Genomic DNA, 21862 nt, shown 5'->3' on the forward strand with positions numbered 1-21862 from the left:
AGTAACCTTATTATGAAGTCTGATCCAAGACCCTACGTACTTGCCGAAACCAATTGGAAAAATGTAAAGACAGAGGAATATACTGTGGCCATATTGCCATGGGGTGCTACTGAGGCCCACAACTACCATTTACCCTATGGAACTGATAATATCTTAGCTGAAAATGCTGCCATTGAAGCTGCTAAAAAGGCTTGGTCCAAAGAGGCGAAGGTAATAGTCCTGCCCAATATTCCTTTTGGGGTGAATACCGGACAAATGGATGTTGATCTGTGTATAAACATGAATCCAAGTACTCAAATGGCAGTATTAAAAGATTTGGTTCAGGTACTGGAAGCCAATAGTATTCACAAATTAGTTATCGTAAACGGTCACGGAGGCAATAATTTCAAGCAGATTATTAGAGAACTGAGCATAATATATCCCACTGTCTTTGTTTGCTCCCTAAATTGGTGGCAGGCTGCCAAGGCGTCCGACTATTTTCATGAACCTGGCGATCATGCAGGGGAATTGGAAACCGCCGTTGTGATGCACTTAACCCCTAATTTGGTATTGCCACTGGACGAAGCTGGAGATGGAGATGCCAAAACTTTCAAAATAAAAGGATTAAAAGATGGATGGGTTTCCGCTCAACGTAAATGGACCGAGGTAACAAAGGATACTGGTGTAGGAAATCCTAAAATGGCCAGCCCGGAAAATGGAGCAAACTACTTTAGGGCAGTGACAGACGGTATTGCAGATTTTTTTGTAGCGCTGCACCATGCCGATTTAGATGATATGTACGAATAACAATAATTTTTTAATAAAACTTCAATTTGTAATTAGGAGGTCTATCCAAGGGCTGTACACCTTCTTTATTTAGTAACATATTCCAATTTATCTACAACCGGAAAGTCCTCCCTTCTTAACTTCCATCGTCTATGGCTCCACAACCACAACTCGGGAGCACTGATAATGGCCTGTTCCAATTGTTGGGCGTATTTTTCCAATATTTCAAAATTGTTTCTTATTTGTGGGTGATCCTCTATAATCCGAAATTCCAATTCGTAATAACCCCTTTTCAATTTTTTGAAGAACGGAAACAGAACTACCTGATCTGTTTTTTTGGCAATTTTATCGGCACCGACAAAAAAGGCAGTCTCCTGATTTAAAAAATTATACCAGTATTTGGAACTCTTTTTGGTTGGACTTTGATCGCCGATCATACAATTTAAGGTAAGTACCTTCCTTTGATGATTGTCTATAATGGTCCTAAATCCCTTGTCCGATTCCACACAATTTACACCAAACCTTTCCCGCATATTTTTGAACAACTCTTCAAAATATTTGTTTTTGATAGGTTTGTAAAATGTATTGGAGCTATAGGGAAACATTAAAGGCAAAAAAACCAACCATTCCCAATTACCTTGATGCCCAGTGTACATGAGGATACTTCGTTGGTCATCAACATATTTTTGGATCAACTCCGGATTCTTGATGAGCAAGCGTTTTTTTATTTCCTTCTCCCTTATCGTCAACCTTTTAAACGATTCCAAAACGATATCGCAGAAATGTCTATAAAAATCTTTGGCGATCTGCCCTATCTCCTCTTCACTCTTGGAAGGAAATGCGTTTCTGAGGTTACTGAACACCACCTTTTTCCGATAGCCTACTATCTGGTATGCCAGAAAATACATCATATCCGAGACTACATAAAGTGCCCCCATCGGTAGTATGGAAACTGCATAGAAGGGCAGAAATTTAACTTTTGAAAGGTATGTCATCCTGTTCAGTCTTAAGTTCTCCAAATAAAAACCACGGCATTTTTGATTCACTGCAATGGCAATATGCAAAATTATAAATACTTCCCCATTACCGTAAAATCTGAAACGGTAAGAATTTGTTAATACTATTCAAAATCATACTAATATATTGATTTTAAGACAATTGACAACAGCCCGATTATCAAGAGAACAAAAAAGTTAATATCAATTTTTAAAAATGACCAAAATCATTTACCTGCGCTTTTCAATTTCCTAACTTTAAGGTTGCAGGTATAAAAATTTGCTACTACCAACCATTTTTTATCCCTTACCACCTTTTGAGATTAAGAATTAAGCTTGTAAATATTGGGAATATAAAAACCTAAAGAATCATGTATTTAATCTAAAACACAAAATTATGAGTGCTGCAATAAATAATAAAAGTATGATGGAGTGGCTAGACCCCAACGAAATGCACGAGGCCAGTCTAAAATGGATGTCCGAATTAAAATTCATTAGGGACGAACAGCTGTTCTTGAACGATTTGGTAAAATCGTACACTTTACAATTAACAGATTCGGCGGTGTTTAACGAAAGCAAAGACATTATAGGAGCTATAACAGATGCCGAAAAGGAAGTTATCGTGCTTATGAAAAAAGTACAGGCCCATGAGAACCAATTGGAGATCATGTTGGACCAAATAGATCAATTGAAAATGGAAAAAGCCTATACTGAAACCCATTGGCAATTGAATTCAGAAATGGCCCGATATACTGTTGGTTACAGGGAACTCAAGTCACGACTTTTCAAATTGGTATCCAAGGTGATGAAAAAGGACAAAGGAAATAGATTGCTCAACTAGAGATAATTGATGATCACTATGGGAAGCATATTCTACTGCATTGATGTAGACAACAAAAAGACCATTGTCCTAGTGAAAAAATAATTTAACCGTACCTATATATTCAGCAACAGATGTGATAGCATCAAAATTGGTATTACATATTAAGTCTCCTTTTGCCCAAAAAGTTTAGTTCAAAACATTAAAATTATTACACCCATCATCCTGCTTCCGTCAGTTTTAACAAAGTTTGGGAGTGTTTTGCAATTTATTTAAGAAGTTTCTGAGCAACCTTTGTACAGATAAAATATCTAAAGAAAAAAATCGTTTAACCTTGGTCTATTTTTTAGATACTCCGAAATAAATTAATAATATGGAAATAGTGACCCCAATTGTAAAGCTAATAGACAATAATCCATTTATCTCAATAGTTTTTTGTCTGCTTATAGCCTTAGCACTTATCACCTACAAAATCGTTAAAAAAAGAACCTATTAAAACCAATTAAAGGGGATGGGCCAATTGGTCCATCCCCTAATATTTTTATTCTTAAAGAAGCCTTCAGCTGAATGTTCATTTTCATATAAAAAAGTCTTTCAGCCAGCAAGATTACCAATAGGTAGTTTGCAAAAAACCATTAAAGCAGCTTCTATTGCCCTAAACAGAAGCCAAAAAAAAATTACCCTTTTTCTGTTCTTAGAAAGAGCCCCTCAAACCAATACTGCCGGGACCAATTTGAAGGCTCCAGCTAATTTTGTCCTTGGAAAATTCCTCAGGACACCTTTCCTTCTCCAGATACCTATCAATAGAATCGACCACCACAACACTTACTGCTATACTCAGCGCTACATCGGTCAACCAATGTGCTCCGCTCCATAGTCTGGTTACCGGGGAGAGAAGCCCCAAAGTATAAAATCCGCCTTTGGCCCAAGGATTTTCAAACTGTTTACCAATGGCATAGAAGGTAGTGAATGCCAATATGGTGTGCCCGGACGGAAAACTGTGATAGGCAGCCTCGTTACTAAATGGTTCAAAACTTGCTTTTCCTACATTGGCAATGGGCCTGGCCCTCCCCACTAAAGTTTTACTAACGGTCTGTATCAAACCGACCGTAGTGGCCGATGAAATTAAGAGCACCCCTGTTTTTCTCCAATCTTCATTCTTCGTAAAAAGACCTATTAGATATATTCCTCCGTTGATGGAATAGTTGTACAATGGTTTTCCGAGATAATAGCCCGTTTCCTTAAGAACTCCTGGTATATCCTCTTCCTGACCCTGAAACCAATTGGAACTTTCCTCGTCAAAAGTAAATAAGGCGACTGTACCCAAGACTATGCCGCCTGCCGTTAAAAAATCCTTTTTCCCCCAATGAAATGGTCTGGAGTAAGCATATTTTAATCCCCCAAAGGCACTTGCCCCGTCATAGCCCAACATTTCCCATGTTGTTAGCGTGTCCTTAACATGGGATTGCCCCTCCAATTTGGGAATACACAAGAATAGGACTAAACAAAAACCAATTACTTTCACTTTTACCGCCATCAGCAACTCAATCTTAATTGTAGCCAAAATTAACCAATTATGGTTTTATTTGTAAACATTATCGTATTCCAGTATATAAAAGGCAAATAATATCGGAAATTGCCACCCTTATAGGTTCATACAGGCAAATTAAACATTCAACCCCTCATCATTACTTATCCAAACATTATTCGTTGGGCGGTCAATTCATATAAAACTACATTTAAACTTCTTTGAAACGAAAAAACGACCCCACCACAGTTGCAGGACAGCTATTCCATCCCTATTACCAATAACCATTAGCGCATACCTTGGATAGCAGAATCATTGATCCACTTCTGTTGAAAGCAATAAACAATTGATGTACATTGACCGTTTGTAGTCAAAACCAATACGTTATAAATTTACCCCTGTTCCCTGAAGAGAGCTATCGTGATCCCAAGTAATCAACCAAGGGTCACGGGTTTTGATTTGAAAGTCCTTCATTTTTTTGATCATTTCATCCATGACTCCCTTATAGTTTGGATCGTTGGCCAAATTCAACATTTCATCTGGATCTTTTTCCAAATCGAATAATTCAAATTCAGGACGAAATAGATAGTCTTGAACTTTTCTTTTTCCGTAAAACTCCTTGTTGTTACGATATACTTCCTGCCAGGTAGATGCTGCCCATAAGTCCGAGGCAAAGGGATATTCCGATCGCCATGCTATGTTTCTTATAAGCTTGTAATTTTTGTCGCGCACCACACGCATGGGGTAATACATAGTGATTTCATGAAAGGTATGGGAGGCATATATTTGATCCCATCCTTCAGGTTCCTTTACATTAAGTACATCTTTAAAAGAACGCCCATGAAATGAATTGTCCTTTATTTCCACTTTCGCCATATCCAAGATGGTAGGGGTTAGGTCTACCCATGAAATCATGGCGTTAGATGTAGTGTTCTTCAATTTTGAGGAGGGATCCTTAATTATACAGGGCAATTTCATTCCAGGCTCATATAGGGTGGTTTTCGCACCCGGAAAGGCCATTCCATTATCGGAAATATAGATTACAATAGTGTTGTCCGCCTTGCCCGACTCCTTGAGCATCTGCATCAACCTACCAAAACCCTGATCTATCCTGGAAACACTTTGATAATATTGTGCAATTTCTTCCCTGCTTTCCTTGGAATCAGGTAAAAAATCGGGTACAATAACGTCTTCGGGGTTATATGTTATGGTTTCTACTCCGGCATACCCTTCCATCTTATTTCCGAAACTGTTCGGGGCATCCCATTGACCTGGGTTGGTCGAGGCTGCACGATGTGGGTCATCTGTACAGAAATAAAGAAAGAATGGTTTTTCCGAAGCCAATATACCCTGGCATTGCTCGGCCATTTCCACAGTGTTTCTTGGGTTGGCCTTTAACTCCTCTTGAAAATGGTACACCGATTCGGGAGCCACGTGGTACTTGCCTATTCTTGCAGTTGCATAACCTTCTTTTTCCAGTAATACCGGTAAGGATTTCACTTTATCATAGGTGCTAAAATGATGGTAATCATGTACATGCCCATAAGAACCCGTGGCATGGCCGAATAGTCCGGTAAGAATTACCGATCTGCTGGCTGCACAACTGGCAGTTGTACAATAGGCGTTGTTGAAACGTACACCTTCAGAGGCCAATTTATCCAGATTCGGGGTTTTTATCACCTTATTCCCGTATGCCCCGAGGGCATCGGTTCCATGGTCATCAGCAACAAAGAGTATTATATTGGGCCTCTCTACCTGTTTCTGTAAAGCTATCTGTGTTTCCTTTTTTTCACTACAGCCTGTCAACATTAAACCCAAATAAGCGGAAATAATAATTAGCCTATAATTCATAAATTATCGTTTTAAATAGAATAAACAAGAGTCATAATTTCTTCCGCTCGCTATCCGGTTGTAAACCAAAACCACATTGGGTTCTTGCAATAGTAGGTGCTGACCTAATTCAGGGAGAACCAGCAGCATTGGTGTGAATAGAGACATAACAATATCTTTAACTGTGCTAAATTATTCATCCTGCTTCACATAATTCAAAGGAGATATACGCTCCCCTGTTTTATAATCCAACCGCTTTCCGTAGTAGATATAATTATCAAAAATATCGCCATTGCCTAAGGTTCGTGGGTCTCCCTGAGCCATAAGCTCTGTTTCCATTTGAGTGCGAAGTTTTTTTATTTGCACAGCATATTCGGGAAGATCGGCTAAATTATTGATACAATGTGGATCTTCTTGAATGTTATAGAGCTCATGCTCCGGCCTTTTATCAAAATTCATTTCAAAAAAGAAGTATTCCTTATCCCCTGGTTTTAAATCTGTAAGATAAGTTTTGGTTGGGGATCCATCGCAGTTTAAAAACCCGTATTCGGGATTTCCAACAGGCCATCTTTTTGGTTTTATATTATGAACGTAGAGTAACGAATCATTCCGAATTGCACGGACCGGGTAGGACAAATCTGTCCCGTCCTGATCGGAACGACCAACATCATGACGTTCCTTGCCCAATAATACATGGTCACGGGCAGGGTCTATTTGCCCAGATTTTGGAGAGAACAACTGTTTTATAAGACTTCCTCCTGTCATTTGCCGACGTGGTTTAGCCCCCACTACCGCCATAAATGTTGGTGCCAAATCGGAAAAACTCACAAAATCGTTCACGGTACGACCAGGGTAGATTTTACCCTTCCAATAAACGATCAATGGAATATGAAAGCCTTCCTCATATATTTGTCCTTTTACCCTAGGGAATGGCATCCCATGATCTGAGGTAACCACTATCATTGTATTTTCCAACAAACCTTTTTCCCTCAATATTTGTATGGCCTTACCCACTTGGGTATCGTACCATTCCACCTCATTGGCATAATCCAATAGGTCTCCACGAACTATGTCGTTATCCGGATAAAAGGGGGGCACAACTGCTTCTTTCAATTCGCGCCCTGCCTTTTTCCAAGAATCCAGTTCATAGGCCCTATGGGGCTCCTTGGCCCCCAACCAAAAACAGAAAGGTTTTTCCTCTCCCTTTTCGTTCAAAAATGCACCAAAGTTGGCGGCATAATCTATATTACTTATACTCTCATACGGGGGTGTTATTTTTATACTGTTGTATTCCGGTCCGGCCGGATTATCGGCAGTATCATACACCCCGGGACCCCATCCTTTACCAGAAAAACCTACATTATACCCCTCATTTGCCAATAATTGCGGATAGGTCTTAAACTCTGAAGGAAAACGGCCATTGTGATCCGCCGCCTCTTTGAGTTGCCAACTGTATTTTCCTGTAAGAATACAGGCCCTTGCCGGGGAACATTTTGGATTGCCGTTATACGCATTATTAAAAACAACCCCTTCTTTAGCCAGGCCGTCAATAGTTGGAGTGTTCACAAAAGTATCCCCATATGCTCCAAAACTCTTCATGGATGCATCGTCTGCAATGCAAAACAGGATATTGGGCCTTTCCTTACTCTTTTGAGCGTTCGCTACCAGAGTCAGGAACAAGCATCCGATCAACAAGGTATGTAAGGCAGATTTTTTCATATATCAAGATTCAATTCTTTCTTCTTGGCTATGGGTAATTAATACACCTTATTTGAGTTCCAAGTCTTGGATTCCGTCATTTGAATTGCCTCTGATTTTTTCAAAGTCCGCAATTAATTCCTGAAGTTTTTCAGGATTGGATTTAGCCAGATTTTCCTTTTGACTTGGATCGTTTTCCAGATTATATAATTGATACTCTTCTGCATTACCCAACTCAATGTTTACCATTTTGTTTATCGCTGGTCCCTTATATGGAGGAATCATAGCCCAATTACCTTTCCTAAAGGCTGTTCTGGAGGTTGCTTCCAATACCAACTCTTCCCTTCCGTCCTTGGATTTACCCATAAAGGCATCCAAAAGATTCTCACTATCCCCACCTGTCTTATCACTTCCAACCAAAGCGGCCATTGAAGTAAGCAAGTCTAACTGGCATACTAAGGCATCAGATTTACCTGGCGCTATTGTACCTTTCCAATAGGTAATAAATGGAACTCTAGTACCAGCATCGAATAAACTATACTTACCTCCCCTTAAAATTCCTGCAGGAGTATGATTGCCCAATTTTTCTTCGGAGTCGTCATAATAACCATCGTTGACTACTGGGCCATTATCACTTGAGAAGACGATTAGTGTATTATCTAGGATTCCTTCGTCTTCCAGGGTTTTCATAAATTGCCCTATCATCCAATCTGCCTCCAAAATAACATCCCCTCTTGGACCCATTCCAGATTTTCCGGCAAAACGCGGGTGTGGTGTACGTGGTACATGTGGCTGTTGCAAGGCATAGTACAAAAAGAAAGGTTTGTTTTTATGCTCTTTTACATACTGTTGGGCTTTGGCCAGAAAATGGTCCGCCATATCAACATCGCTCCATTTGGCAGACTCCCCACCCTTCATAAAGCCAATTCTTGGAACTCCATTCACTATACTGTTGTTATGACCGTGATGCCATTTCATAGTAGTCAGTTCGGGATTGTCCAATCCCGTGGGTTCCCCTTCAAAATTTTTCTCGTAGCTAACTTCAATGGGGTCATTGGGATCCAATCCGTCTACGTGACCGTCGGCAATATACACTGTTGGCACCCTATCCTGGGTTGCAGCAAGAATATAGGAATAATCAAAACCAACTTCGTTGGGGCCAGGTGACACCCTTTCATTCCAATTCACATTTCCGCTACCAAGTCCCAAATGCCATTTACCCACAATACCGGTGGCATAACCTTCCCCTTGCAACATTCTGGGTACAGTCATTTGATCCGTATCAATTATTAAAGGAGCTGTTCCTGGCAATATTTTGGCATCTTTGTTGCGCCATGGATACCTACCTGTTAATATGGCATACCTACTTGGCGTACAAGTAGCTGAGGAGGCATAACCATTGGTAAATTGCACACCGCCCGTTGCCAATGCATCCATATTAGGGGTGCTGATCTCCGTTGCACCATAGGCACTCATATCGCCATACCCCAAATCATCCATATAAATAAATACAATATTGGGCTTTTTAGCAGTTTCATCAGTAGCGACTACTTTCTCTTCCTTGGATTTACATCCCACCAAAAGCAACACAATTATGGCGGTATGGAACAAATTCCTTTTAATAATTTTCATTTTTCTATTTAGTTAATTTTAATGATTTTGGTTTTAGAGGCTAGTAAGGTACAACCCATATATTTTTGATAGGCACCTTTCCACCTATTTTATTCAATTGCCCTAGACCTCCATAACCTCTTTGGGATCCGTACTTATGGCAATCGATTTAATGACTTTTTCATTTTGCCCTTCCCCTATGATCAAGGTATATTTGGCCAAAGAGTATACTTCTGGCACAAATTCCTTTCCTTTAACCCTCAACGATTTTACCATTTCATTGGTCTCTTCATTAATAATCTTAACAACTTGGTTAGATTCCTTAAGCTGTAATCTAGGCAGGTAGCCCAAGGCCCTTCTGCCATCGTTATCATCCTGGCCAATGGTCAATGGCCATCCCGGGTAGGTATTGTCTTCGGAATCCACATCAAGGTCTGCCAAAAATCGAATTGCTTCCATTTTTATAGTCCTTGCTCCGGTATCAAAAGTAACTATCCCAAAACCAGATGCCTTTTTCTGAGCCTTTAAGTATCTATTTTTCTCTAGGTCAAAATCATCTGTCGGATTCCCAACGGCATAGATATAATTAGTATTTCCAAATCCATCTCGATAGCTACCCGTATTGGGCAGCCCATGTTCTGGTCTATCCGTAAAAGGTACATTGACTGAATCTGGTTGTCCCCATCTTGGGTATCCCGTTGAAATGGCCGGGGTACAGAAGGTCCAGCCCCCATCCCGTACTTCATCAACACTATATTGTACCATAAAAGGCAGGTGCTGATCTCCGTTGATATGAAAAACAGAAGCTTTTCTAATGGTCCGTATTACCTCATCCCGTTTTGATTTTGGCCAACCTCCCGAGTCCAAATCGCCAAATAAGAATTGCTTTTTGGGACCATGATGGGTACCTACATTGGAAAATAAAGTCTGACTTAACAGCACCTTCATATTCGCTCCCTGCCAATCTTCGATCCAGCCATTCAAAAACTCCATTTGACGATTTCCAAAGAAATCCAGGTCATTTGAATCAAGTTCTTCCGGTTTGGCCGGGGCAGTAAGATGATCTATCCTACCTTCCCCACTCCTAAGCATCTCTGGACCGGATTTAAATAATCTATCACTCACAATAGCGAAACTAACCTTCCCGTAAACCATTTGTGTAAACCAATTGGTAATCCCTGATGGTAAAGGTGATGGGTCATATGGATCTGGAAGGTGACCACATTGGGTGCGAAAAACCACATTGACCATATTGGGTGTCTGCACAAGTCCGCCATGGGCATCCCTTACCTTTTCCCAAGCTTCAAAAGAAATGCCTTCACCTCCTTCTCCCCAAAGATTACCTTGATAAACATCGTGGTCATCGGGCGTACAGATTGTAGGCCGGTCGCGCATAATATTTCCAAAAGCCCAACCAAACATATACCATTTTCCCAAATAGTTTAGAATTGCGCTGTCCTCTGGCTGTCTTTTTATAGGATATCCTCCATTGCCCTCGTACAATTGATCCCCCGAAAAATAAAGCATATCCGGGTTGGATTTTTCAAGATTCTCCACCAAGGGACGATATGGATATCCTGCCCATTCCTGACAGGTTAAACCTCCAAATCGCAGTGGCCGGTCATTTGGCTCTTGTCTTATAGCGCCTTTATAATAATGCTTTTCCTTGTCTATGGAATAGACCAAACGATAAGGTGTATCTTGGGCTGAATCCCAATTTTCTATTGAAAAAATAGTACTGTAGGATACAGGATCAATTTCGCCTTTTTCTTCCTTGACCCACTTACCCTTCTTAAAAAATTGAAGCTCCACCTTTTGTGAATCTCTGTTGCTTACAGGAGGTAGTTGTGCCGTTAATTTAAGTTTCCCTTTTGAAAGTGTGTACATGGTCCAAAGGATAGGTCCAAAACTGTTATCGGGGACATATTCAACCTTTGTGCCATCAAGGGCAATTGACCGAGACCAGAAGGTACTCCCCTCCTTTTCGTTCATGTTCTGTTCCAAAGCCACCAGGCCTTCGATCTCTCCGGCGTGGCGATATGCCAATTCCGCTTTACGATCATCCTTGTCCACAGCGATCAAGGTACATTCGTAATCTCCATTTTTTGGTGACACCCCCAATTCCAGAGTAAAATCGCTAAAATCAAAATTTTCCGGAAGCTCAGCTTCTTTGTCGGCCACAAACAATTTGCCTTCCAAGGAAATACCTGTAGATAATCCTTCACCAAAATAACAGGCCGCTTTTACACTCTTTGGATCGGTAGCATCCTTTATTCCGCTAGAAAAACCGACACTCCCTTTGTCATTATTATTTTTTAAAATCCCAATTCTACTTTTAATGCGAAAATCTCCCATGTCCTTTTTAAGCACATAAGTCAATAGATGAAGACGGGCATTTCGCATAGTCCCTTTAAACTCCAGCCTTTTATTTCCTATTTCCCAATCTTCCATGGGAATACTCCAAAAATCCTTTCCAATCCAAACTCTCTCATTTAAATTTTCAAAATTAAAGGCAATGGATTTTCCAGAACTACTTTTTAGCTCATTATCCAACACACCACTTTGGGCGAATATATTGGAGAAAGGGTTGGCAATCATTGGAATTGCCAACCCTACTTTTTGAATAAAATTTCTTCTCTTTAAAACCATTTTAGCAATAGTATTAATTACCTAACTTAGGATTTACATTGATTTCCGATTCTGGAATCGGCCATACATCGTCTACACCTTCCCGGAAATTCTTGGTGGTAACATACCACCTAGACTGTGGATCTATTTTTTTTGATGTGGTTGGATATAAGGTGGAGTTTGGGAATGGTGCACCCCAGAAATCTCCCACTAACACTTCATCTCCAATTCCCCATCTAAAGATATCCCACAAACGTTGCCCTTCCAAAGCCAACTCAATTCTTCGCTCGTTTCTTAATAGTGGTCTAAGAGCATCCGTATTGGTTTCCGTAATAGCCGGCAACCCTACGGACTCCCTACCCCTAACGGCATTGATAGTTTCATCCAACAATTGTTGGGTAATGGCATTACCCGCTTCGAGTTCGGCCTCCAAATAGCTCAACAATACTTCGGCATACCTGATAATAGGAATATTGCCACCATAATCGGTCCTTAGGTTACCGCTGAACGACTCGTCAAAGAATTTTCTTAAACCATATCCTGTCCTGGTAGCCTGCTTGGAATAGGTCAATTGATCTACCGAACCAGTTGAATCCGGATTACAATCATAGGTCCTGCCAGCAAACGTAGCACCATCCCAAATAAAATTGTACCTAAATCTTGGATCCCTGTTTGCACCCATGTCGTTATAGTCAAATCTAGGGTCATCATAGGACAAAGGGGTACCATCATTAAAACCATAGGCATCGGCAAGACTACCCAAAGGGTTTACGATATGCCAGCCCGAAGCAACTGCCGGATAGGCGTGCTGGGGTAATGAATTACCTGCCTGACCACCAAAATATTGGGAACTAAAAATGTTTTCACTGCTATTTTCATTGGAAGGAATAAAAAGTGAGCTATAATCTGGATCAATAATATTATCGCCCATATCTATAATCTGTTTGTATGCTACAGAAGCTTCAGGAAATCTCTTCTCCCCGAGATACAATCTCCCTAAAAAAGCCAATGCTGCCTGTTTACTGGCCCTACCAGCTTCCCCTGCTTTTAAATCGCCGAATGCCGGAAGTGCTGCTGCAGCAGCCTTAAGCTCATTCTCAACAAATGTCACCAATTCCGTTTTAGAGGCCTTATCCACGTTATTAGCCTCATCAGGTGTTAAAGTAGCCGTAACTAAAGGAGCGCTACCCCAAAACTGTGATAGATAAAAATACTGTGTAGCCCTTAGAAACTGTACTTCGGCCTTCATTCTATCAATCTTAGCCTGTTCCATATCTACTTTTTCAATATTTTCCAGGAAATCATTGCAAATGGCGATACGCTTATAAGACCCTTGCCAATATCCGTTAACAACGTTGTTATTTGGTAGCAAAGTACCATTTGTCAATCGGTTCTGGGTGGAATTATCACCTCTTCGATCATAGGCGTTGTCCGTAGCAAATTCCATAAACACAATGCCACAATAGGTCCACCAATCCGAAGGCACAACCTGTGTACTATATTCCACGGCCCCTCTGTAGGCTCCTGTCAGCGCAATGTTGGCATTGGACTCCGAAGTCCAGAAATTATCGGCCGCAAAGGCGTTACTGGGAAATTGTTCCAATTCCTTATCGCAGGAAATTACTGTTCCCAAGGAGACAATTCCTAGAAGAAGTAATCCCAGAACCCTTGATTTAGATGAATGTTTGTTATATATTTTGATCATGATCTTAAAATTTTAGGTTTATACCAAAAGTGTAGGTAGTTAATATGGGATAATATGCTCCGCCCCCAGTTATTTCTGGGTCCCATCCCTTTCTATAGGAATTAAAAGAATGCAAATTCTCTGCGCCCAAATAACATCTTAAATTATCTATCCCTAGAATTTCATTGACCGCATCAGGAAAATTATATCCCATCTGAATATTCTTTATACGCAAATACCCAGAATTGATGACCCAAAAGTCCGATGTTTCCGTATTGGCCGATCCGCTATTGGTCAATACTTCCAGTCTAGGATAATCTGGATAACGGACTGGGCTGTCGGGATCGAACCTACCGTCCATTTGCCAAGTTTGAATATTCCCTAGATTAAAGAAAGCATAACCGGCATAACCGTCCAATTGGCCTTTTACCCCTGCCGTTCCTTGTAATAAAACGGATAGATCGAAGTTTTTATAATTAAAACCTAGATTAGCGCCAAAAGTATACTTAGGTATACGGCTTCCCAAATAGGTCCGGTCATAAGTAGGATCTACCTTACCATCCGGAACCCCGTCCGGTCCACTGATATCCTTATATCTAAAATCACCTGCCTGTGCGGTAGGATTTACCGCTGACATATCTGGCCAGCTATCTACCTCACCATCATTTAAAAACACACCATCGGCTTTATAGCCGTAGTACATTTGCATGGGATAGCCTATAAACAAGTCGGAACCATTTCCTACAAACCCATTGGGCTGCTCTACATTACCAAGTCCCAAGGTAACAACCTCATTATTGATGATCGAAAAATTAGCGTTGATGGAATATCCAAAATCTCCAGCTTTTCCACGATGGCCCAAGTCAAATTCCCATCCCGTATTTTTAACTTCTCCGGTATTGGTCTCACTTATACCAACTCCTAAGACCGAGGATACACTTGCAGAAGGCTTAAATAGTACATCTGTTGTGTTTCTATTGAAATAGGTAGCATTAAAAGTTAGCTGTCCGTCAAAAAAACCGGATTCGATTCCTATGTCAATAGTTTCAGTAGATTCCCATTTAATATTGGCATCCTTGTAATTGGCATATGCTGCCCCAGTTGCAAGTCCACCTCCCAAGGAATAATCCCTTCCTGAGGCCAAAACCGTTTGATAAGGATAATTACCTATATTTTGGTTTCCTAATATACCCCATGAAGCCTTTGCTTTTAAATTGGACATCCAAGATACCCCTTGCATAAAGTCTTCTTGGGAAATACGCCATCCCACAGCCGCAGAGGGAAAAAATGCATATTTATTATTCTCCGGAAAACGCGATGATCCGTCATACCGCATAGTAGCCTCAAAAAGATATTTTTGGTCTATACTGTATTTAAGACGGGAGAAAAAGGATTGCAAGGCCCATTCCGCATCATAGCCCCCAGATTGCTGATTTTCGGCACTTCCAAGATCCATTACAGTATAGTCATTACTCGCAAAATCTTGACGGTAACCATTGAAAAGGGATAGCTCTTCATTTTCAAAGGAATATCCAGCCAATAAGCTAAAATCGTGCGACCCAAATTCCTTGGAATACTCCCCGGTAAACTGCATGGTCTTAAAAATAGTTTTGTTGCTCTGTTGATTTAAATACGATTGACCTAAAAACACATCCTCATTAAGTCTTTGTGATCCCAGATAGGAGCGCTCCTCATAAAGAGTAAAATTATAACCCCCAATAGCGGAAAAGACCAAATCATCATTAGGCTTCCAGTCCAATTTTACATTTACCCCGACCCTAGTTGTAGGATTGGTCAAATAGGACTTGGAATCCAACCAAGCAACTGGAGTTCCTCCACTTTCCGGTCCTATTCCGTAATTGCCCTGGGAATCCCGGCCCAAGAAAGTTGCCGGATAACGCACTGCATTTTGAACAAGTTGATCTAAAAATCCGCCTCCTTTATTTGCAGTGGCCTGTGGCTCTTTTCGTTCCTCCAAGGCTCCAAAAAATCTAGAGTTCAATTCAAATTTTTCGCCCAACTTATTATTGAGATTCATACGAAAGTTATAGCGGTTAAAGCTATTCTTAGGTACTATCCCCTGTTGATCCAAAATACCTGCAGATACATAGTACTTGTTGTTTTCATCACCACCATTTACGGTAAGTGTATGTGATGTCTGAATTCCATTTCTAGAAAACAGATCTTCCAAGAACCTTGTATTGGGATAATTATCAGGATCGTTTTGCGCCCTGTATCTGTCAATGTCATCAGCAGTAAAACTAGTGCTCCCTGAAGCTATATTGTACATTTCCGCATACTCCCAAGAGTTGGCGAATTCAGGAAGTTCAGTGGCTTCATTAACACCAATATAGCTATTGTAGCTAACTGAAAATTTCTTGTTACTGCCGCTTTTAGTAGTAATTAAAATTACCCCATTGGCTGATCTGGCCCCATAGATAGCTGCCGAAGAAGCGTCCTTAAGAACGGAGATGGAAGCAATGTCGTCTGGATTAATATCATTCATGGTACCTGCTATACCATCTATCAAAACAAGGGCATTGGCGTCAGCTCCAAATGAACCAACTCCCCTAACGCGGATCTCCCCTCCACTTTGTCCGGGTCTTCCCGATCTTTGTATTACCGTAACTCCCGGCATCTGCCCCGTTATTGCTTGGGACGCCTGTGTTACAGGCCTATTTTCAATGTCCTTGGAAGATACTTGTGATATGGAGCCAATTACGTTGATCTTCTTCTGGGTTCCATAACCTACTACGACAACCTCATCCAATCCTGCCGCACTTTCTTGAAGGGTAATACTAAGGCTGGTTTGCCCATCTAAAGGTACTTCAATAGTTGAAAATCCAATATAGGAAACTACCAGCGTGGCGTTGGCATCTGCTACCTCAATAGAAAAATTACCGTCAAAATCGGCTGTTACCCCATTCGTGGTTCCTTTTTCCACAATATTTGCCCCTGGCAATGGCGTCCCGCTATCGTCCACAACCGTACCTGAAATAGTAAGTTGCTTCAATCCCATTTCCTGCGTGCTACTTTGGTCAACATTTTCTTCTTTAACCCCAGGTTTTAAGGCTATCTGTTTGTCCAAAACCTTATAAACAATATCGGTTCCCTTAAACACTCTCTCCAATATCTTGGAAATAGTTTCCCTTTTCACTTTTATGGAAAACATTCTTTCCAAATCCACTTCTTTAGTGTCCACAAAGAACTTAAATTCCGTCTGGGATTCAATTTCATTGAGAACGTCAAACACCTTAACATTGTTAAGATTCAAGTCTATTTTTGTGCTTTGGGAATAGGTACTTGCATTAACTTGAAAAAGTGCAACTAATAAAAATAGGGTTGTTAATTTCATTTTCAAATCGAATCGCCATGGACAACCATTACGATTCCGTGGTTTGTTAAATTTTTTCATAATTTAGTAATACATTTGGTGGTTAATAAAAATTTTTAATCACTTTAATCTGCCAGAAAATGTCGCAAGCATTTTCTGGTTTTTTTTATAAAGTAGATTGTGTCCTAGACTCTAAAAATTCACTTCATATTTAATTGTTTTAAGATTAATTAATTACTATTTCATTTTGATCAATGATGTACTCAATAGAATAAATTTCATTTAAAGTTCGCAACACCTGTTCTATACTTTCAACATCGAAAACCGCATTATAGGTCCTCTCTTCCAGTATTTTATTATTGTTTTTAATTGAGATGTTATAGTGTCTTTCCAGTTTTTTCCTAATGATTTTAAAGGGAGTGTTTCTAAAGATCATCCTTCCTTCTACCCAGCTGGTATACTCATTTGTATCTACTCTTGCCAAGGTTGTTTCTTTTGAATCGGGGTTCCATTCCCCTTTATAGCCCGGTTCCAATAAAACTGCGGTTGAAGCATTGTATGTAAAATCCTTATCATGCAGAGCAACAGACCCTTCTACAAGAACAGTATTGATAATCTCATCTTCAGGATAGGAAGAAACATTGAATTTGGTTCCCAAGACCCTGACGTTCAATTCGTTTACATTTACTACAAAAGGTTGGTTTGCATTTTTGACAACATCAAAAAAAGCTTCCCCTTTTAAGAATACTTCCCTTTGGGCACCTTCAATAAATTTTACCGGATATTTAATGGAGCTCCCTGCGTTAAGGTGAATGGTTGTACCATCGGACAAAACCAACTTAAAGGTTTTACCATAAGGTATGGTCAATTCGTTGTATATAGGTTTTGTAGTATCAAGATCATTTGAAACACTCTTATAATTTAGAACATTTCCTTTCTGTATACCAACCAGCTTTCCTTTTTTGTCAACAATGGTTTGTTCTCCATCTTCGGTTATAACCTGAATATTTCCGTTGCCCAATTGCAAGGTTATGGCGTTTTCATCGATGACCGGTAAATCATAATTTGATTTTTGTTGTTTAAAGAAATACCCTATGCCCACTAGAAGTACTAAGATGGCGGCATACATTATGAGTCCTGAGAATCCAGATTTGGATTTGTTGTTGTCTAGTTTTGACTCCAAGGCCTTCCAGGCCAGTTGGCTATCTTCATAGCTTTTGGCACCCAAGGCCCAGGCCTTTTTATATTGAATAAAAACTCTTTTATTCTCTGGGGAATCATCCACCCATTGAAAGATTTGTTCCACTTCCTCCTCTGTGGCATTTCCTAAAAGATACTTTGAAATTAAATGGTGATCCATTAACTGGAATTTAGCGTTCCAATTAAGTACACTTTAGAAGTCCTTTACCCTACATTGATTTATGATTTTTTTGCTAAAATTGCAAAAAACAATAAATAAATATATGTAATACGTAATGGGAGAGTCTTAATTTAAGGAATTTGGTTGCTCGCGTAATATTGGCCTCTACTGCTTTGAGAGTAATACCTAGCTCGTCCGCAATCTCTTTGTTCTTCTTATTTTCAAATCGCTTTTTTACAAATACCAGCTTACATTTGTCTGGCAATTCCTCTATAGACTTTTCAATAAGGCTTTCCAATTCCGAAAAGGTGACGGAATCAAAATTTAAGGAGTTTAAAATTTCTGTGTGCAAGCTGCTCTCCCTTTCGTGCAGTAGCTTGGATTCATACTTCCGAACAACTTTGTTATGTCTTATTAAGTTTAAGCAATCGGTTTTTACCGAAGTATATAGAAAGGATCTAATTCCATTAATTTTCTGGACCTTTTCCCTATTCTCCCATAGCTTTATGAATGCATCCTGGGCAATACTTCCAGCTTTGTCCTTGTCCCTTATAAATTGAATACCAAACCCAACAATACTATTGTAATATTCTTTAAAATAATACTCGAAAGCACGCCGATCTCCTTCCTTAAATTGAAGGAACCGAAAATCTGCCAAACTTAACTGCGCTTTCTCCATTATAAATTAAGAATTACACAAACTTAAAGAAGCTTATTTGCCAATATAGCAGCTAAATATACAAAATTTTATTAAATGTAAAATATACGTGTAAAAATTATTTTTTTTAACAATGCCTAGGCTACAGCAAATTTTCACGAATTCCATTAACCATTCAAGAAAGGATTTGTCTCTTTCAATTGGACTGAGTGGTATTTTGAATTATTTTTTCCATTTCTTTTTTAGAGGGTCGCGGGCGTTTCCTAAACGAATTTGATTTACCGGTTTCCCTATCAAATTCATCCGGAGTCCTAAAAGAAGGTAGACTATCATTGGTAATCCGTCTTATCTTTTTCATTTCTTCCCGCAAAGTCACCAAACTTTCCTGATAATCTCTGTCCTCTGCCAAATTAATAAGTTCATAAGGGTCATTCTCCATATCGTAAAGCTCTTCGTTGGGTCTGGGAGTAAGGAAGCATGCCATCTGGGCTTGGGTAAGTCCTCCGGCTTCCTTCAGTCTGAGCATTTCAGTAAATGTACCGCTGACAAAGGCATCCGCCGAAGGGGTGTTGGGAAGATCGGGATAAAAATTACGTATATATTTAAACTTCTTGGTCCTAATAGCCCGGGTATAGTCCTCATAGTCGTGCCAATGATCTTCGGCATATACCATCTCCCTAATACTAATTTCAGGACTCGTCAACATCCTTGAAAAATCCTTTCCTTCAAAAGCAGGAAGGGGTTCAAGACCAGCCAATTTTAAAAAGGTGGGCGCAATATCCACAGCACTGACCAGGTTGCTACAAATAGAATTAGGCTTCACGCTTTTGGGCCATTTTACAATCCACGGAGTCTTTATACCTCCATCGTAAAGGGTTGTCTTATCTCTTGGAAATGGCCTTCCATTATCGCTAATAAAGAGAATTAACGTATTCTCCGATATTCCCTGCTTATCCAATTCCGCCACTACTTGGCCCACATAATCATCCAGCCTTAAAATTTCGTTGTAGTAATACACAAAGTCCTCCCGTACCTTTTCCGTATCCGGCATATATAGAGGTACAATTACATCTTCATTGTTCTGCGGAAAGGCTACAATATCATCCGTATAAGGACGATGGGGATCAACGGCCGCCAACCATAGAAAAAAAGGCTGATCCTTGGGCCGCTCTTTAATTAAGGGAACCCAATTTTCACAACCGCTACCATCTCCTTTTTGCTTGGCTTTGGAACCATCCGGTGCCAACTGAAACCCAGATGTCCCTATGTCATACACCACATCGAAGCGGTCCTTAATAGCATCTCCCATATGCCATTTTCCGGCCTGGGCGGTCCAATAACCGGAGTCTTTCAACTTTTCCACAAGGGTCATTTTGTCCGGGGTAAGTGGCCAGTGTAGTTGCTCGGCATTGGTATTGTGCGGGTATAGCCCAGTGATAATGCTTGTTCTACTGGGACTGCAGGAACTGGCAGTAAGAAATGCCTGGTCAAATCGCATCCCATCCTTGGCAAGCTTATCTATATTTGGGGTCCTTATGTTTGGATGTCCATATGCCCCGCTATCGTCCCAAGCCATATCGTCTGCTATTATAAGAACAATATTAGGCCGTTGGTCATCAATTTGCTTTGACTCCTTTTTTGGAGTGCAGGAAATGTTCCATAGTGCAAAAGTGAAAATAAATAGCTTTAAGGCATCTAGGTCATGGTTGGACATTGGGGCTTAATTGTTTTAAAACTTTAAACAAACTGGTTGTGGAATAGCTATTTCATTTCCAGTATAGTTTAAAAGCCCGGTTTGGCCATCTACCTTAAAAACAGTGATATTATCCGATTTCTGGTTGGCTACCAAAAGAAAATTGCCATCTGGTGACAAGGCAAAATTCCTAGGCCAATCCCCCTGCACAGGTTCTATGGTCAGAAGTTTTAAATCTCCGCTTTCAGATACAGAATAAACAGCTATACTATTATGCCCCCTGTTGGAAGCATAAAGGAATCGGCCATCGTTACTAATATGAATATCGGCACAGGCATTTGGTTCCTGGTAATCATCTGGGAGCGTACTCTTTTTATCTATTATTGTAAAAACTCCGGTCTCTTCATCCACGGTGGCCGACAAGACGGTACTGGACAGTTCATTTATAATAAACACCTTGTTTTGCGTTGGATGGAATACAAGATGTCTTGGACCGTCGCCAGGATCCAATTGTAGACCGACTTCCGCTTTGCCCAATTTCTTTTCCGAATTAATTGGATACGTCAAAATCTGATCAATACCCAAATCTACGGCATATAAAAATTTTCCGTTTTGCGAAAATTGTACACAGTGTGCATGGGCTGTTTTTTGGTTGGGATGCGGACCACTTCCCGTATGTTGTATCCCTTGGGGTTCATCCAATATAACCCCCTTTTCATTAATGGGATATAGTACAATACTGCCCGAGCTATAATTTGCTGCAGCAACAAGATGTTCCTCGGGACTTACCCCAACATAACAGGCCCCATCTCCTTTACTTGGTAGATTGGCCACTCTGTTCAAAGCCGTTTTATCTTCGTTCCATTGGAATGCAGATACACTGCCCGGTTTAGTTCCATTAGAGGAATAGACCATGTCACCATTCTTTGAAAGGTATAGATAACCTGGTTTACTCTCTTCGGCCACACGGTGGCTATTGGAAAGTTGCCCTGTTTCAGTATTGAAGTCGAGCTGGTAAATACCTTGGTCCTCACCTTCGGCAAAACTTCCTACCAAAAGTTTTTGAATTTTTCCTTTGGAATTTTCTATTTTTTCAAAATCCGTCTCGGATATTTCTTTCTTTTTGGAGTTCGATTTACATCCGATTAAAATAGACGTCACCAATAATAGGGCTATGAATCCAGAATACTGTTGCAATGGAAGTCTTAACATATCATTTTATTATTAATATTGAATCTTAAATATAATGATACCTGCT

Annotated in this window: 14 protein-coding genes; 2 read left to right on the forward strand and 12 right to left on the reverse strand. The window is 40.2% G+C overall.

Annotated features, from left to right (window positions below):
* Positions 1-12 precede the first annotated feature (12 nt).
* Entirely contained in the window at positions 13-786 is a 774-nt protein-coding gene (locus LV92_RS11730) for a creatininase family protein (protein ID WP_111623835.1), read from the forward strand.
* A gap of 65 nt (positions 787-851) precedes the next feature.
* Here LV92_RS11730 and LV92_RS11735 read toward each other — a convergent pair whose 3' ends face one another.
* The gene (locus LV92_RS11735; protein ID WP_111623836.1) at positions 852-1760 is read right to left on the reverse strand and encodes a lysophospholipid acyltransferase family protein; all 909 of its coding nucleotides are present in this window, start codon (positions 1758-1760) and stop codon (positions 852-854) included.
* A 397-nt stretch (positions 1761-2157) separates the two neighbouring features.
* Here LV92_RS11735 and LV92_RS11740 point away from each other — a divergent pair, with 397 nt between their 5' ends.
* A complete protein-coding gene (locus LV92_RS11740) occupies positions 2158-2601 on the forward strand; it encodes a hypothetical protein (protein ID WP_111623837.1) in 444 nt (147 codons plus the stop codon).
* Between the two features lie 673 nt (positions 2602-3274).
* Here LV92_RS11740 and LV92_RS11745 read toward each other — a convergent pair.
* The 11 genes from LV92_RS11745 to LV92_RS11795 all read right to left on the reverse strand — a co-directional run bounded on the left by LV92_RS11745 (position 3275) and on the right by LV92_RS11795 (position 21816).
* A complete protein-coding gene (locus LV92_RS11745) occupies positions 3275-4144 on the reverse strand; it encodes a phosphatase PAP2 family protein (protein WP_245946363.1) in 870 nt (289 codons plus the stop codon).
* A gap of 348 nt (positions 4145-4492) precedes the next feature.
* On the reverse strand, positions 4493-5959 hold the full coding sequence (locus tag LV92_RS11750) for a sulfatase family protein (RefSeq protein ID WP_111623839.1): 1467 nt from the start codon (positions 5957-5959) through the stop codon (positions 4493-4495).
* Between the two features lie 171 nt (positions 5960-6130).
* A complete protein-coding gene (locus LV92_RS11755) occupies positions 6131-7657 on the reverse strand; it encodes a sulfatase family protein (RefSeq protein ID WP_111623840.1) in 1527 nt (508 codons plus the stop codon).
* A 48-nt stretch (positions 7658-7705) separates the two neighbouring features.
* On the reverse strand, positions 7706-9268 hold the full coding sequence (locus tag LV92_RS11760; RefSeq protein ID WP_111623841.1) for a sulfatase family protein: 1563 nt from the start codon (positions 9266-9268) through the stop codon (positions 7706-7708).
* A gap of 102 nt (positions 9269-9370) precedes the next feature.
* The gene (locus LV92_RS11765; RefSeq protein ID WP_111623842.1) at positions 9371-11896 is read right to left on the reverse strand and encodes an alkaline phosphatase D family protein; all 2526 of its coding nucleotides are present in this window, start codon (positions 11894-11896) and stop codon (positions 9371-9373) included.
* Positions 11897-11909: 13 nt separating this feature from the next.
* On the reverse strand, positions 11910-13580 hold the full coding sequence (locus LV92_RS11770; RefSeq protein ID WP_111623843.1) for a RagB/SusD family nutrient uptake outer membrane protein: 1671 nt from the start codon (positions 13578-13580) through the stop codon (positions 11910-11912).
* A gap of 4 nt (positions 13581-13584) precedes the next feature.
* Positions 13585-16974 carry a SusC/RagA family TonB-linked outer membrane protein gene (locus LV92_RS11775; protein ID WP_211322967.1) on the reverse strand — a complete coding sequence of 1130 codons (3390 nt, stop codon included), beginning with the start codon at positions 16972-16974 and terminating at the stop codon, positions 13585-13587.
* A gap of 145 nt (positions 16975-17119) precedes the next feature.
* Positions 17120-18253 carry a FecR family protein gene (locus LV92_RS11780; protein ID WP_111623845.1) on the reverse strand — a complete coding sequence of 378 codons (1134 nt, stop codon included), beginning with the start codon at positions 18251-18253 and terminating at the stop codon, positions 17120-17122.
* 73 nt (positions 18254-18326) lie between these two features.
* The gene (locus LV92_RS11785; protein ID WP_111623846.1) at positions 18327-18932 is read right to left on the reverse strand and encodes an RNA polymerase sigma-70 factor; all 606 of its coding nucleotides are present in this window, start codon (positions 18930-18932) and stop codon (positions 18327-18329) included.
* Between the two features lie 175 nt (positions 18933-19107).
* On the reverse strand, positions 19108-20625 hold the full coding sequence (locus LV92_RS11790; RefSeq protein ID WP_111623847.1) for a sulfatase family protein: 1518 nt from the start codon (positions 20623-20625) through the stop codon (positions 19108-19110).
* A 15-nt stretch (positions 20626-20640) separates the two neighbouring features.
* Complete coding sequence (locus LV92_RS11795; RefSeq protein ID WP_111623848.1) at positions 20641-21816, reverse strand: lactonase family protein; 1176 nt, start codon at positions 21814-21816, stop codon at positions 20641-20643.
* Positions 21817-21862 lie beyond the last annotated feature (46 nt).

The organism is Arenibacter echinorum (genome assembly GCF_003259375.1).
In the GTDB taxonomy this organism is placed as follows: domain Bacteria; phylum Bacteroidota; class Bacteroidia; order Flavobacteriales; family Flavobacteriaceae; genus Arenibacter; species Arenibacter echinorum.